This window comes from Nocardioides endophyticus (genome assembly GCF_039543845.1).
In the GTDB taxonomy this organism is placed as follows: domain Bacteria; phylum Actinomycetota; class Actinomycetes; order Propionibacteriales; family Nocardioidaceae; genus Nocardioides; species Nocardioides endophyticus.
Genome location: NZ_BAABKN010000009.1, coordinates 337,646 through 350,290, shown reverse-complemented (window position 1 = coordinate 350,290; position 12,645 = coordinate 337,646). Strand labels below are relative to the sequence as shown.

Sequence of the window (12,645 nt, the reverse complement as noted above, 5' to 3'; positions counted from 1 at the left end):
TTACATCTCCTGCTTGATCAGGGCGTAGGGATCGACCGAGGTGGTACGGCGACGTTCCACCCCGCCAGCGGTGTTGCCGACCGCTCCCTCGACGCCCCACGTCGCGGGCCGGTGGTTGAACAGGTAGTCGATCCAGTTGATGTACTGGCGGGTCGCCTTCGGGTACTGGAGCACCCCGATGACCTCGTCGCTGACGAGCGAGACGTGCGTCCAGTTGGCGGAGCCGTTCACGGTGATCATCGCGTCCGTCTTGCCGTCGTAGACCCCACTGATCGCGATCGTCTTCATGTGCACGTAGCGGTCGTAGATGCCGTCCTCGTTGCGGTCCCACGCGAGGTGGGTCATCGGGATCGGTCGACCCGCCTCCTGGCGCATGATGCGCAGCACCTCGTTGCCGAACATGGCGTAGACGAGCCGGATGTCGCAGCCGCGGCGGTGCATCTGCGCGAGGCGCTTGGCGATCGCGATGCCGCGCTCGCCGTACATCGCGGTCTGGGCGATCCGGATCTTCGTGTGGCCCTTGACGCCGCGACCGCCGGTCGCGCCGGTGCAGCGGACCTTGTCGAGCACCTCGAGGGCCGGGTCCACGGTCGGGGCGGCCTTGCCGGCGTACGGGTAGAAGATCGACTGGAACCTGCCGTGCGTGTAGGCGCGGTAGCCGCCGCCCTTGGGCTTCTTGTCCCTGGCCATCTCCCGGAAGACCGACTCGAACTCGGCGTACTCGTCAGGCTTGTTGACCCGCGTGTAGACGTCGTTCCACTGGATCTCGGCGGCCAGCTCGGTGGCGTTGTTGGAGCCGTAGATGACGACGTCCTTGGCCTTGCCCGCCTTGCTGAACAGGAAGAACTTCGTGTGCGCGATCCCGTGCGGCCCGCGGCAGGCGCCGCCGCACTGGCGCAGCCAGCTCTTGTTGGCCGGCTGCCGCTTCTTCTGCTTCTTCTTCAGACCCGCCTTGAGCCTCGCGGCGTCCGGGTTGGGGTTCTGCGGGTTCCAGTTCGACCGGTCCATCACGGCCTGGACGGAGACGCCCCGGCTGTGGGCGCGCAGCAGCGCCGAGGTGATGTTGCTGCTGCGGATGTTCCACGACGCGATGCGGATGTGGCTGCGTCTCGGGGCGGCGTCGATGGTGTTCAACAGCTTGCGGATGATCGCGCGCCGAGACGCGGCGGGTCCGTAGGGGTTGTTGAACGTCGGCCCGCCGGTCGGCGTGTACTTGGTGGGCTTGTTCGGGTTCGGCTTCGGCTTTGCCGGGGCCTCAGCAGCCGAAGCCGCGACCGGCCCGGCGGCGATGGTCGACGGTGCCGCGACCAGGACGCTCGCCACCAGGCACGGGGCGAGGACGAGGGCGATGTTCCGCAGGACTTGATGGCGCAAAATGAGACTCCACTCCGACTGTTCAGCCCGAGGTCCGCCCAGCACCGTGAGTCTCGAGCCGCGGGACTCGTGCCGGAGCGGTAGCTCGGCACGAGGGCAGCACCCCACACATTTGCGCAGTCCCCGCCGGGTCACTGTAACCAACGAGCAGGGCCGATCCGAATCGCCGCGCCCGAGGCCGGTGATGCTCCTGTGACAGGTGTGACGGCGTGTCCAGCGTCAGGCGGTGCAGGTCGCACGGACCCGCTGGAACTCCGGATCCTTCGCCAGCTTGCCGTGGGCGCGGGAGATCTCGTGTCCCGGAACGCCCCAGAACGTGTTGTCGTACGTCACCAGAAGAGCGCCCATCGAGCAGTGGACGGACTCCGCCGGCACCGCCAGACCATCGAGGGAGCACCCCGGGTAGGGCTTCGGCAGGACCGCCCCCACGCTCCAGACCTCCGCGCAGGTCGACCAGGATGCCGGCGCGGCGGTCGCACTCGGCTCGGCCGCCGAGGAGCTCCCGTCGGGTGCCGGGGTCTCGGAGGCTGCCGACTCGGAGGCGCTCGGGGTGGCCGAGCTGTCGGTCGCGACCCCGTCACCGGAGCCGTCGTCGGACCCGCAGCCGGCCGCCAGACCCGCCACGAGCGCGGCGGCGGCGATAAATCCGAACCCACGTTTCACAACGACCATGTCGCCACGCTAACGCACCCGGCGCCCCGTCGACCCGGACTCAGCGGCCGGTGCCCTCGTTGTCGGGTCCGTTGTCCAGCCCGGCGTCGGCGTACAGGAGGTAGTGGTCGGAGGCGGCCGCGCGGGAGGCACCGTCCTGGACGTAGCCGGAGAAGCCGATGTCCGTGGTGCCCATGATCCAATCGACCCGGCGCGGCGACGGGGGCAGCTGGCAGCCGCCGGCACCGCTGCCGCCGTTGGCGGCGACCATCCCGGCCTCGGTGGCGGCCCGGCAGAAGAACTCCTCGTGCTCGTTCATGTCGCCGGTGATGAACACCGGGAGACCGGTGGCGTGCAGCTGCTTGATGAGCGCGACCTCCACGGTCGTCGCGGCGTCCCGCTCCCCCTCGAGGCCACCAGCCGAGTTGTGGGCGGTGATCACGTAGAACTCGCCGCCGTGCTCGCGATCGCGCAGCCGCACCCACGGGAGGGGGATGCGCTGGCTCGCGAAGACGTAGGACACCGAGCCGGTGTCGACGAGCTCGAACTTCGACTCGCGCCACATCACCTGGAGGCGCTGCCCGTTGTTGCCCAGAGCCTGGACCGGCCACATGTCGTAGTCGCCCAGCTGGTTCTGCAGCGGCGCGATCTGGTCGTCCTGGACCTCTTGGAACCCGACGACGTCGATGCCGCGGGACCGGATGAGGCCGGCGCTGATGCCCGCCCGCATCGGGCCGGGGCCGTAGCCGCCGTTGCCCTTGGTGTGCTGGCTGCCGAGGATGTTGAGCGTGCCGATCCGGAAGGCGGAGGTCTTCGGCAGGGCGGCCTCGCGCCGGGCCTGCACCTTCGCCTTCCGCTCGATCCGCTCACGCTTGATCACGACCGGGTCCAGCTTCAGCGGCTGGGCGGTGACGATCTCCTGCGGCTCGGGAGCGGTCCTCGCGGATCCCCGAGACGTGCTCGAGGCGCCTTCGCCGGTCGCCGGTCGGGCATGGGCGGCGACGTTCGCGGCGTCGCCGGCCGCGGTGTCCGCGTCGCCCACGTCGGCGGCGCGCAGACCGGCCAGGGTCGCGATCACCAGCCCGAAGATCCCGACGACACCGATCGTCGCCGCGAGGGCGCCGATGCGCTCCCGACGGGGGCGCCCTTCGGCGGCGTGTTTGGACATCGCGTGCGATCCTCCCGCAACCCGAGTGCGCTCAGCTGGTCCCGGGCACCGCAGCGGCCCGGCAGAATTGCCGCGACTCTACCGGAGAAGGCCGCGTTCCCTGCATCGACCGGGGCCTCGGGCCGGTAGCGTCGGCCCCGTGAGCACCACCCCCGTCCGCGTGTACGCCGCCCGACTCGTCGGGCTGCCGATCTTCGACCCCCAGGGGGACCAGGTCGGCAAGGTCCGCGATCTCGTGGTCGCCGTCAGGTCCGAGATCCATCAGCCTCGCGTGCTGGGACTCGTGGCCGAGGTCTTCGGCCGGCGCCGGATCTTCGTGCCCATGACCCGGGTGACCAACGTCGACAGCGGGCAGGTCTACACGACCGGCCTGCTCAACATGCGCCGCTTCGAGCAGAGACCGACCGAGACGCTCGTGATCGGCCAGATGCTCGACCGCACCGTCCGCATCCCGAGCACCGGTGTCGTCGGCACGGTCTACGACGTCGCGATGGAGCAGGCCCGCAACCGCGACTGGGTGCTGTCCCGGGTCGCCATCCAGGAGCCCACCAAGGGACTGCGCCGGCGCGGCCAGACCCACGTCTTCGAATGGCGTGACGTCGAGGGGCTGATCGGCCGCGAGGAGTCCCAGGGCGCGACCCACCTGATCGCAGCGCTCAACGAGATGCGCCCGGCCGACGCCGCCAGCATGCTGCACGACCTGCCGCGGGAGCGCCGGATGGCGGTGGTCGCGGCCCTCGGCGACGAGCGCCTCGCCGACGTGCTCGAAGAGCTGCCGGAGGAGGACCAGGTCGAGATCCTGGAGCTCCTCGACTCCGAGCGGGCCGCCGACATCCTCGAGGAGATGTCTCCCGACGACGCCGCCGACCTGATCGCGGACCTGCCGCCGGAGACCGCGGCGACGCTCCTCAACCTGATGGAGCCCGAGGAGGCGGAGGACGTCCGCCGCCTGATGTCGTACGTCGAGAACACCGCCGGCGCCATGATGACGCCGGAGCCGGTCATCCTCGGCCCGGACGCGACCATCGCCGACGCCCTGGCGCACGTGCGCAACCCCGAGCTGACGCCCGCGCTGGCCGCGCTCGTCTACGTCTGCCGGCAGCCTCTCGAGACGCCGACCGGCAAGTTCCTCGGCGTCGCCCACATCCAACGGCTGCTGCGCGAACCTCCCTCGACGCTCGTCGCCGGCGCTCTCGACGTCACCATGGAGACGCTGCGCCCCGAGGCCACCATCGACGAGGTCGCGGCCCACCTCGCGACGTACAACCTGGTCGCGGCTCCGGTCGTCGACGAGAACGGGCACCTGGTCGGCGCCGTCACCGTCGACGACCTGCTCGACCACATGCTCCCCGAGGGATGGCGTGACCGCGCCCGCTCCGGCACCGACCAGCCGCAAGAGGTCGTCCGATGAACGACCGCAACCCGCGCCTCGACACACCTCGGGAGACCCGGCGGCAGCCCTTGATGCGCCGCCCGACGTACAACTCCGACGCCTTCGGGAGCTTCGCCGAGCAGTTCGCCCGCTACATGGGCACCGCCCGGTTCCTGATGTGGATGACGGGCGTCGTCGTCATCTGGGTGCTGTGGAACGCGTTCGCGCCGGCGGACTGGAAGTTCGACGAGTTCCCGTTCATCTTCCTGACCCTGGCGCTCAGCCTGCAGGCGTCGTACGCCGCTCCGTTGATCCTGCTCGCGCAGAACCGCCAGGAGCAGCGCGACAAGGTGATCGCCGAGCAGGACCGCCAGGCCAACGCCCGCGGTCACGCCGACATGGAGTTCCTGGCGCGGGAGGTGGCCTCTCTCCGGATGGCGGTCGGCGAGGTCGCGACGCGCGACTTCCTGCGCTCGGAGCTGCGTACCCTGCTCAGCGAGCTGGACACCCGCGACCAGGAGGCGCGCGAGCAGGACGCTCGCGACCACGACCTGGCGTCCGACCGGGAGCGTGGGCAGGCTCACCCCGCCGAAGCGGATCCGGACGACACCCCCACGTAGACTCGACTCTCGTGAGCACTCCGTCTGTCGAGCAGGTCAACGCCGCCCTCGCGACCGTCAACGATCCCGAGATCAAGAGGCCGATCACCGAGCTCGGCATGGTGGAGTCCGTCGAGGTCGGTGCCGACGGGGTCGCACACATCACCGTGCTGCTGACCGTCGCCGGTTGTCCGCTCAAGGACACCATCAACCGCGACGTGACCGCCGCCGTGACCCGGGTCGCCGGGATCACCGGGGTCGACCTGACCCTCGGCGTGATGACGGCCGAGCAGCGCTCCGGCCTGCAGGAGACGCTCCGCGGCGGCCAGGCGCAGCGCGAGATCCCGTTCGCGCAGCCCGGCTCGCTCACCAAGGTCCTCGCGATCGCCAGCGGCAAGGGTGGCGTCGGCAAGTCCTCCGTGACGGTCAACCTCGCCCTCGCCATGGCCAAGCTCGGCCTCAAGGTCGGCATCGTCGACGCCGACATCTACGGCCACTCCGTGCCGGCGATGCTCGGCGTGGCCGACCACCGGCCCACCCAGGTCGACGACCTGATCATGCCGGTCCCCACGTCCAGCGGCGTCTCGGTGATCTCGATCGGCATGCTGAAGCCGCGCCGCGACCAGGTCGTCGCCTGGCGCGGCCCGATGCTCGACCGAGCCCTGGTCCAGATGCTCGCCGACGTCTACTGGGGCGACCTCGACGTCCTGCTCCTCGACCTGCCGCCGGGCACCGGTGACGTGGCGATCTCGCTCGGCCAGCACCTGCCGGGTGCCGAGGTCGTCGTCGTGACCACCCCGCAGGAGGCCGCGGCCGAGGTCGCCGAGCGCGCCGGCACGATGGCCTCGATGATGCACCAGCGCGTCGTCGGCGTTGTCGAGAACATGAGCTTCCTGCCCTGCCCGCACTGCACCGCCGAGGGCAAGGACCACCGCCTCGAGATCTTCGGCAATGGCGGCGGCGACCGTGTCGCGGCCACGCTCTCCGAGCGGTTCGGGTACGACGTGCCCGTGCTCGGCCGGATCCCGATCGACACCTCCCTGCGCGAGGGCGGCGACGTCGGCAAGCCGATCGTCGACTCCGACCCGACCGCGCCGGGCGCGGTGGCGCTCACCGACATCGCCGCCCGACTGGCCGGTCGTGGCCGCGGGCTCGCGGGCATGCAGCTCGGGCTGACGCCCACCAGCAAGTTCTGACCCAGTAGGTTTTGCCTCGTGTTCGGAGTCGGCCTACCGGAGTTCGCGGTGATCGCAGTCATCGCGATCTTCGTCTTCGGGCCGGACAAGCTGCCCGACCTGGCCCGCCAGGCCGGCCGGATGGCCCGCCAGGTCAAGCGGATGGCCAACAACGCCCGCGACGAGCTGCGTGAGGAGCTCGGCCCGGAGTATGCCGACCTCGAGCTCCGCGACCTCGACCCCCGCGAGATCGTCCGCCGTCACATCAGCGAGGCGATGGACGAGGACGACGACGAGGAGCCCGTCCGGCGCACCCGTCGAGGACAGCGTCCGCTCGAGGACGGCGAGGTCCCGCCGTACGACGTCGACGCGACCTGATCGGGGACGCGTCAGCGGACCCGACGGTGCGTGTCGAGATCCCAGTTAGGCGACGATGGCCAATCAGTCCCTCGACTGGACAGCCCCGAGAGCACCGAACGGCACGAGCACGGTCCGGGCGTCCTCGCCGACCCGAGCCTCGACGAAGTCCGCACCCACCCGGTGGACCGTGCCGTCGAGCATCCGGCCGTCGGTGCTGTGGAAGACGCACCGCTCCCCCGCCTCCGCGAGCCGGCGCAACGCCGAGCCCAGACCCAGCCTGGAGACCGGAGTCCACGCCACCTCCGGCGCCGATCGGTCCGAGGCCCCGCGAACGGCCACAACCGCGGCCAGGGGCACGATCCAGTCCTGGCCGCTGCCACTGACCAGGCACCAGCCGGACCCGACCCGCTCCAGCACTCCGCCGACCGCGCCGATCCCCCGGACGTCGAGCCCGACGTCGGACCCGACCGATGCCATCAGCCGGCTCGCGAGCGTCACCTGCTGGTACTCCGCCCGACTGCGGTCGGCCAGCTCGAACCCGCGCTCCACGTCGTACAGCGCCTCCGCCTGCTGCTCGAGGTCGTCGAGCAGCGAGAACAGCTCGTCCTCCCACGCCATGGCCGCACCCTTCCCCGATCTGCGGTCGCCGGAACCCGGCGGCAGTCGGCCGCGGTCGGGCCGGCCAGGTGCTCGTCGCAGCAGCGGAGCAGACCCGGTTGCCGGGCCGGCCGGCGAGAGCTCCAGCCAGGACTGAACCAGCCGCGGTCTACTGTGTTGCCGTGGCCGGCTCGCCGCCGGCCTGACCCCAACCTGGATGTCGCGCCCCCGGCCCCTGTGCGTCGCGTCGGAGATCCGAGCCATGCGAACACGTGACGCCGCCCCGATCCTGCCCTCAGCGTCGCCCGGCGACCCGAACCGGTCCGCACCGGACGCAGCTGTCTCGCTCGTCGAGCAGCTGCGGGAGTCGATAGCCGACGTCAGACCGCACCTGCGCGGTTGGCTCCACCTCGGGACCGTGCCCCTGGTGCTTGCCGCAGGCGTCGTGCTCGTCGCGCTGTCCCCCAGCGGACTCACGCGAACCGGGTCGGCGATCTTCATGACCTCAGCACTCGTGCTGTTCGGGGTGTCGGCGGCGTACCACCGGGGCACCTGGTCACCGGGCACGCGGCGGGTGCTGCGACGGCTCGACCACTGCAACATCTTCGTGCTGATCGCCGGTTCCTGCACGGCCGCGGCTCTGCTCCTGCTGGACGGCTCCGACCGGACGCTGATGCTGATCCTGGTGTGGACGAGCGCTGTGCTCGGGGTGACGGCGCGGTTCGTGTGGCCGGACGCGCCGCGGTGGCTGTCGCCGCCGGTCTACATCGCGTGCGGCCTGGGGGCGGTGGTCTTCCTCCCGGACTTCCTCGACGGCGCTGCACGCCTCGGTGGCGTCGGGCAGGTGGCACTGCTGCTGCTCGGTGCAGGTGGCGCCTTGTACATCGCGGGTGCGGTGGTCTACGGCTTCCGCAGGCCCGACCCGTGGCCTCGGTGGTTCGGTTTCCACGAGGTGTTCCACACCTTCACCGTGTTCGCGTTCGCGTTCCACTACGTCGGCATCTCCCTGGCGACCTACGCCATGCGCTGAGCACACCCGACCACGCGAATCTCGCCGCCGAGCCACCGCACTCTGATGGCTTCACGGTCACGTCGTGGAGTTGCACGGCGTTGGCGGCGACTTCTTGCGCCACCGCCAACCGGGCATGCAGCGACGCCCGAGACGCGATTAGCCGCGGTTGGCTCCGGACCCCGTCAGTCGCCGAGCGACGGCCGGGGGTCCGGTAGGCAACTGCCCGTGGCGGCCGGTCTTGACCCAGACGGCGGCTCGTCCGGTTCCTTCTGGCCGGACGGACCCTTCTTGCTTGAGCTGGTCGAGGGCAAGCCTGATGGTGGGATCGCTGACGCCGGGCAGAGCTACTCGGATGTCGGCGATCTTGAAGATCTGCGGCGCGTGCTGGGTCACGTACTCGCGGACCCGGTCCTGCTTCGTGCCGGTCGAGCGCTGCGCCGCGGTGCCCTGCTCGAACCGCTCGTAGGCGCGGGAGAGGATCACGACGAAGTACGACAGCCACGGCCACGGGTCGTTCTCGCGTTCGTGCCACCCGTGCGTGGACTCGAGGAGAGCCGCGTAGTAGACGTCGGCGGTCTCAGCGATGAGCTGATCGAGGGAGACGTACCTCCCGACGGTGTAGCCGGCGTCGTCGAGCATCGCGTTGGTGAGGGCTCGGACGACACGGCCGTTGCCGTCGTCGAAGGGGTGGATGGTGAGGAGGTCCAGGACGAACAGCCCGATCAGGAGGACCGGATGGTGGGTGCCGGCGGCCAGGGCTTCGCGGTAGCGGTCGACGACGGTGCCGTCCGGGGACCGGTCGACGACGAGGTTGTCGCCTCCCAAAACACCCACTAAACATGCTAACCGGCCTGTCGATTATGTAGTTTAGAGGGTGTTGTTGGGTAGTTCTCGTGCACAGGGTCGCTGGACGTCCCCTTGTGCGTCCGGTGGCGTGCTGGGTCAGACGGCGTCGGCGAGCAGCTCGGCGAGGAGCTTCTGGACGCGCTGGTCGATCTCGTCGCGGATCGCGCGGACGGCCTCGGGTCCCTTGCCGGAGGGGTCGGTGAGTGCCCAATCCTCGTAGCGCTTGCCGGGGAAGATGGGGCAGGCGTCGCCGCAGCCCATGGTGATGACGACGTCGGAGGCTGCGACGTCTTCGGTGAGGAGCTTCTTGGGGAACTCCTGGGAGATGTCGAGCCCGACCTCGGCCATGACCTCGACGACGGCGGGGTTGACCGAGTCGGCCGGAGCGGAGCCGGCGGAGCGGACGTGCACGCGACCGGCTGCGTGGTGGTTGAGGAGCGCGGCGGCCATCTGGGAGCGGCCCTGGTTGTGGACGCAGACGAAGAGGACCTCAGGGGTGGTGGTCATGTGGATGTCCTTCTGGGTGCGGGCTTGGTCGACCAGGGCGGTGTGCGCGATCTGGGCGGTCAGGGTGGGCAGGTAGGTCTTGATGCGCGCTTCGTGTGCGATGCGCTGGTAGGCGTCGGCGACGTAGGCGTGGATGGTCTCGGGGCCGAAGATGCCGGCGAACTCGGGTTCCAGTGCGCCGGCGATGCGGTGCAGCAGCTGGTCGGGCTCGAGGAGGTGCCAGCTGGTGAAGTCGGTGCGCAGGGACAGTGGCGGGGGTCGATCGATTGCAGGGGTCACGAGATGGCTCCTCGGCTTCCGTCAGTCGGGTAGTAGCGGCGTCGCGCCCACAGGGCGACGTAGACCAGGGCGACGAGGACCGGGACCTCGATCAGCGGTCCGACGACACCGGCGAGAGCCTCACCGGAGGTGACCCCGAAGACGCCGATCGCGACGGCGATGGCGAGCTCGAAGTTGTTGCCGGCCGCGGTGAACGCCAGGGCCGTGGTCCGCGGGTAGGTCATCCGCAGCCGGTAGCCGAGGACGAACGACCCGGTCCACATCAGGGCGAAGTAGGCGAGCAGCGGGACGGCGATCCGGGCGACGTCGAGCGGCTGGTTGGTGATCGTGTCGCCTTGGAGGGCGAACAAGATGATGATCGTGAAGAGCAGCCCGTAGAGCGCTGCGGGTCCGATCTTCGGCAGGAACCGCGACTCGTACCACTCGCGACCCTTGGCCCGCTCACCGACCACGCGGGTCAGGAACCCAGCGAGCAAGGGGATGCCGAGGAAGATCAGCACAGACTTCGCGATGCCCCACACCGAGACGTCGAGGCCGGTCTCGTCGAGGTCGAGCCAGCCGGGCAACAGCTCGAGGTAGAAGTAGCCGAGGCCCGCGAACGCGATGATCTGGAAGACCGCGTTGAGGGCGACCAGGATCGCGGCCGCTTCGCCGTCGCCGCACGCCAGGTCGTTCCAGATCAACACCATTGCGATGCACCGGGCCAGGCCGACGATGATCAGGCCGGTGCGGTACTCGGGCAGTTCGGGCAGCAGCAGCCACGCCAGGGCGAACATGAGCGCGGGGCCGATGAGCCAGTTCAGGACGATCGAGGAGACCAGCAGCTTGCGGTCGCCGGTGACGTGGCCAAGCTCGTCGTAGCGGACCTTGGCCAGGACCGGGTACATCATCACGAGCAGCCCGATCGCGATCGGCAGCGACACCGAGCCGACCTCGACCTTCGAGAGGGCGTCGTCGAGACCGTCGACACCGCGGCCAAGGAGCAGCCCGAGGGCCATTGCGGCGATGATCCACACCGGCAGGAACCGGTCCAGCACCGAGAGGCGTTGGATGACGGCCGCATCCTCTGGCGACGCTCCGTCCCGCGGGGCGCGGCCCGTCTCCTGCGACAGGTCGCTCACGCGCCAGCTCCGACCGGCTGCGCGCCCTCGGGAAGGGAGAGCCCAGCGGTGGTGAACAGCGTCGCCATCGCCTCCATCGCCTCGGGACGGGCTTGGTAGTAGACCCACACGCCGCGCTTCTCGCGGTTCAACAGACCCGACTCGTGCAGCACCTTGAGGTGGTGGCTGATCGTGGGCTGGGACAGGTCGAAGGCCGGCTGCAGGTCGCACACGCACGCCTCAGCGTTCTCATGCGAGAGCACCATCGACATCAACCGCAGCCGGACCGGGTCGGCGAGCGCCTTCAGCAGCGGCACCACCTGAGCCGCCTGGTCGGCCGTCATCGGCTCACGAGCCAGCGGCGTGCAGCACGCCAGGACATCATCGGGGTTGCAGGTACGAGGACCAGACATCGACATGCGTAGATACTTACATGCGTCTATGTCTCACGGCGAGCTGACCAGACGAACACTCGGTGAACAGCCCTCAGGCGAGCGCTCCGAGCGCGCACGACATCGCCGCGAGGCCACGAGCGACACCGACAACCGCCCTACCGCAAGTCGGACGACGCGAGGCGCCCGGTCAGTCGTTCTCGCTGCGGCGCTCGAGGAACACCGTGTCGCGCCACTCGCCGTCGAGCTTCGCGATGCGGGGCCGTACGGCGAGGGTGCGGTAGCCGGCGGAGTGGTGCAGGGCGATCGAAGCGCGGTTCTCGGGGAAGATCGAGGTCTGCAGAGTCCACAGGCCGCCGGCGTCGGCCTCGGTGACCTGGCGGAACAGCAGCGCCTTCCCGACGCCGGCACCCCGTGCGGACTCGGTGACGTAGACGCTGGTCTCACCGACGCCGGCATAGCACTCGCGCTGCGAGATCGGGCTGACCGCGGTCCACCCGACGACATTGCCGTCGCGCTCGGAGACCCACCGGTGCCCGGGCAGCCACTTCTCGGCGAGGACGGCCAGGCTGGGGACCTCGGTCTCGAAGGTCGCGTTGCGGGTCGCGATGCCTTCGGCGTAGATGTCACGCACGAGCGGCAGGTCGGCATCGGTCATCGCCCGCGTAGTCACGTCAACCGGCAGATCCTCGGGGCAGCACGGGACGGCCGCGAGGGTGCCCATGACGACGTCGGCGGCGTGCGGCAGGCCGGTGCAACAGGCCGGGTTCACGCTGACGACCGAAGAGGTACCAACCTTGTCGACCGCGACGAATCCGACGTCAGCCAGCTTGCGGACGTGGTGCGAGGCCGTGGACTGGCTGATGCCGAGCTCGGTGGCGAGGTCGCCGACACGCAGGTGCCCGGTCGGTGCGGTCGAGACCGCGTGCAACAGCCGCACCCGGGTCGGGTCCGAGAGCGTCGCGAACCACTCGGCATACGTCGACGCGAGGTCGTCGGCGAGCGCGGCCGGCTGCCCGGTCGGCAAGGCAGTCGACGGGGCGCAGGACGCGTCGGCGCACGCCGCGGCGTCGGTCAGGACCGGCAGTGCGGTCCGAGCCGGGGCCTCGCTGGTCCCGGTGGCTTCATGCGTCGTGCTCACGCTCATGCGCACACCCTACCCGCTCTATCGATATGGATCGATGGTTGCGTTCATCGGTGTTCGTCGATACAG

The 12,645-nt window shown here is 69.9% G+C and carries 14 protein-coding genes; 5 read left to right on the top strand and 9 right to left on the bottom strand.

Features of this window, described 5'->3' with window-relative positions:
- The 3 genes from ABEA33_RS07705 to ABEA33_RS07695 all read right to left on the bottom strand — a co-directional run bounded on the left by ABEA33_RS07705 (position 1) and on the right by ABEA33_RS07695 (position 3,193).
- The gene (locus ABEA33_RS07705) at positions 1 to 1,374 is read right to left on the bottom strand and encodes a phospholipase D-like domain-containing protein (protein WP_345526153.1); all 1,374 of its coding nucleotides are present in this window, start codon (positions 1,372 to 1,374) and stop codon (positions 1 to 3) included.
- A gap of 219 nt (positions 1,375 to 1,593) precedes the next feature.
- Positions 1,594 to 2,046 carry a hypothetical protein gene (locus ABEA33_RS07700; RefSeq protein ID WP_345526152.1) on the bottom strand — a complete coding sequence of 151 codons (453 nt, stop codon included), beginning with the start codon at positions 2,044 to 2,046 and terminating at the stop codon, positions 1,594 to 1,596.
- A 40-nt stretch (positions 2,047 to 2,086) separates the two neighbouring features.
- Positions 2,087 to 3,193 carry an endonuclease/exonuclease/phosphatase family protein gene (locus tag ABEA33_RS07695; RefSeq protein ID WP_345526151.1) on the bottom strand — a complete coding sequence of 369 codons (1,107 nt, stop codon included), beginning with the start codon at positions 3,191 to 3,193 and terminating at the stop codon, positions 2,087 to 2,089.
- Between the two features lie 139 nt (positions 3,194 to 3,332).
- Here ABEA33_RS07695 and ABEA33_RS07690 point away from each other — a divergent pair, with 139 nt between their 5' ends.
- The 4 genes from ABEA33_RS07690 to ABEA33_RS07675 are packed head-to-tail and all read left to right on the top strand — an operon-like array spanning position 3,333 to position 6,717.
- Positions 3,333 to 4,604, top strand: coding sequence for a magnesium transporter MgtE N-terminal domain-containing protein (locus ABEA33_RS07690; RefSeq protein ID WP_345526150.1), 1,272 nt, complete (start codon positions 3,333 to 3,335; stop codon positions 4,602 to 4,604).
- Positions 4,601 to 5,185 (top strand): DUF1003 domain-containing protein, encoded by a 585-nt coding sequence (locus tag ABEA33_RS07685; protein WP_345526149.1) that lies wholly within the window; start codon positions 4,601 to 4,603, stop codon positions 5,183 to 5,185. Before ABEA33_RS07690 ends, ABEA33_RS07685 begins: the two co-directional genes overlap by 4 nt.
- A gap of 11 nt (positions 5,186 to 5,196) precedes the next feature.
- The gene (locus ABEA33_RS07680) at positions 5,197 to 6,360 is read left to right on the top strand and encodes an Mrp/NBP35 family ATP-binding protein (RefSeq protein ID WP_345526148.1); all 1,164 of its coding nucleotides are present in this window, start codon (positions 5,197 to 5,199) and stop codon (positions 6,358 to 6,360) included.
- Positions 6,361 to 6,378: 18 nt separating this feature from the next.
- Positions 6,379 to 6,717 carry a sec-independent translocase gene (locus ABEA33_RS07675; RefSeq protein WP_345526147.1) on the top strand — a complete coding sequence of 113 codons (339 nt, stop codon included), beginning with the start codon at positions 6,379 to 6,381 and terminating at the stop codon, positions 6,715 to 6,717.
- A gap of 63 nt (positions 6,718 to 6,780) precedes the next feature.
- Here the strand turns inward: ABEA33_RS07675 and ABEA33_RS07670 are convergent, their stop codons facing one another.
- Positions 6,781 to 7,317 carry a hypothetical protein gene (locus ABEA33_RS07670; protein ID WP_345526146.1) on the bottom strand — a complete coding sequence of 179 codons (537 nt, stop codon included), beginning with the start codon at positions 7,315 to 7,317 and terminating at the stop codon, positions 6,781 to 6,783.
- A 241-nt stretch (positions 7,318 to 7,558) separates the two neighbouring features.
- Here ABEA33_RS07670 and trhA point away from each other — a divergent pair, with 241 nt between their 5' ends.
- Positions 7,559 to 8,326 carry a PAQR family membrane homeostasis protein TrhA gene (gene trhA / locus ABEA33_RS07665; protein ID WP_345526145.1) on the top strand — a complete coding sequence of 256 codons (768 nt, stop codon included), beginning with the start codon at positions 7,559 to 7,561 and terminating at the stop codon, positions 8,324 to 8,326.
- 138 nt (positions 8,327 to 8,464) lie between these two features.
- Here trhA and ABEA33_RS07660 read toward each other — a convergent pair whose 3' ends face one another.
- The 5 genes from ABEA33_RS07660 to ABEA33_RS07640 form a co-directional block, all read right to left on the bottom strand.
- Positions 8,465 to 9,142, bottom strand: coding sequence for a Fic family protein (locus tag ABEA33_RS07660; protein WP_345526144.1), 678 nt, complete (start codon positions 9,140 to 9,142; stop codon positions 8,465 to 8,467).
- A gap of 108 nt (positions 9,143 to 9,250) precedes the next feature.
- Positions 9,251 to 9,940, bottom strand: a complete 690-nt coding sequence (locus ABEA33_RS07655) for an arsenate reductase ArsC (RefSeq protein WP_345526143.1) — start codon at positions 9,938 to 9,940, stop codon at positions 9,251 to 9,253.
- Positions 9,937 to 11,061, bottom strand: coding sequence for an ACR3 family arsenite efflux transporter (gene arsB, locus ABEA33_RS07650; protein ID WP_425577360.1), 1,125 nt, complete (start codon positions 11,059 to 11,061; stop codon positions 9,937 to 9,939). The genes ABEA33_RS07655 and arsB overlap by 4 nt, the downstream gene beginning before the upstream one ends.
- Complete coding sequence (locus tag ABEA33_RS07645; protein ID WP_345526142.1) at positions 11,058 to 11,459, bottom strand: metalloregulator ArsR/SmtB family transcription factor; 402 nt, start codon at positions 11,457 to 11,459, stop codon at positions 11,058 to 11,060. Before ABEA33_RS07645 ends, arsB begins: the two co-directional genes overlap by 4 nt.
- Positions 11,460 to 11,622: 163 nt before the next feature.
- Positions 11,623 to 12,579: a metalloregulator ArsR/SmtB family transcription factor gene (locus ABEA33_RS07640; protein ID WP_345526141.1), complete on the bottom strand. Its 957-nt coding sequence runs from the start codon at positions 12,577 to 12,579 to the stop codon at positions 11,623 to 11,625.
- Positions 12,580 to 12,645: the final 66 nt, after the last annotated feature.

Bases quoted from the DNA above. Each gene is read 5' to 3' on its own strand.
- ABEA33_RS07700 (WP_345526152.1), bottom strand. From the start codon at position 2,046: ATGGTCGTTGTGAAACGTGGGTTCGGATTTATCGCCGCCGCCGCGCTC.
- ABEA33_RS07695 (WP_345526151.1), bottom strand. From the start codon at position 3,193: ATGTCCAAACACGCCGCCGAAGGGCGCCCCCGTCGGGAGCGCATCGGC.
- ABEA33_RS07640 (WP_345526141.1), bottom strand. From the start codon at position 12,579: ATGAGCGTGAGCACGACGCATGAAGCCACCGGGACCAGCGAGGCCCCG.
- ABEA33_RS07670 (WP_345526146.1), bottom strand. From the start codon at position 7,317: ATGGCGTGGGAGGACGAGCTGTTCTCGCTGCTCGACGACCTCGAGCAG.
- ABEA33_RS07645 (WP_345526142.1), bottom strand. From the start codon at position 11,459: ATGTCGATGTCTGGTCCTCGTACCTGCAACCCCGATGATGTCCTGGCG.
- trhA (WP_345526145.1), top strand. From the start codon at position 7,559: ATGCGAACACGTGACGCCGCCCCGATCCTGCCCTCAGCGTCGCCCGGC.
- ABEA33_RS07685 (WP_345526149.1), top strand. From the start codon at position 4,601: ATGAACGACCGCAACCCGCGCCTCGACACACCTCGGGAGACCCGGCGG.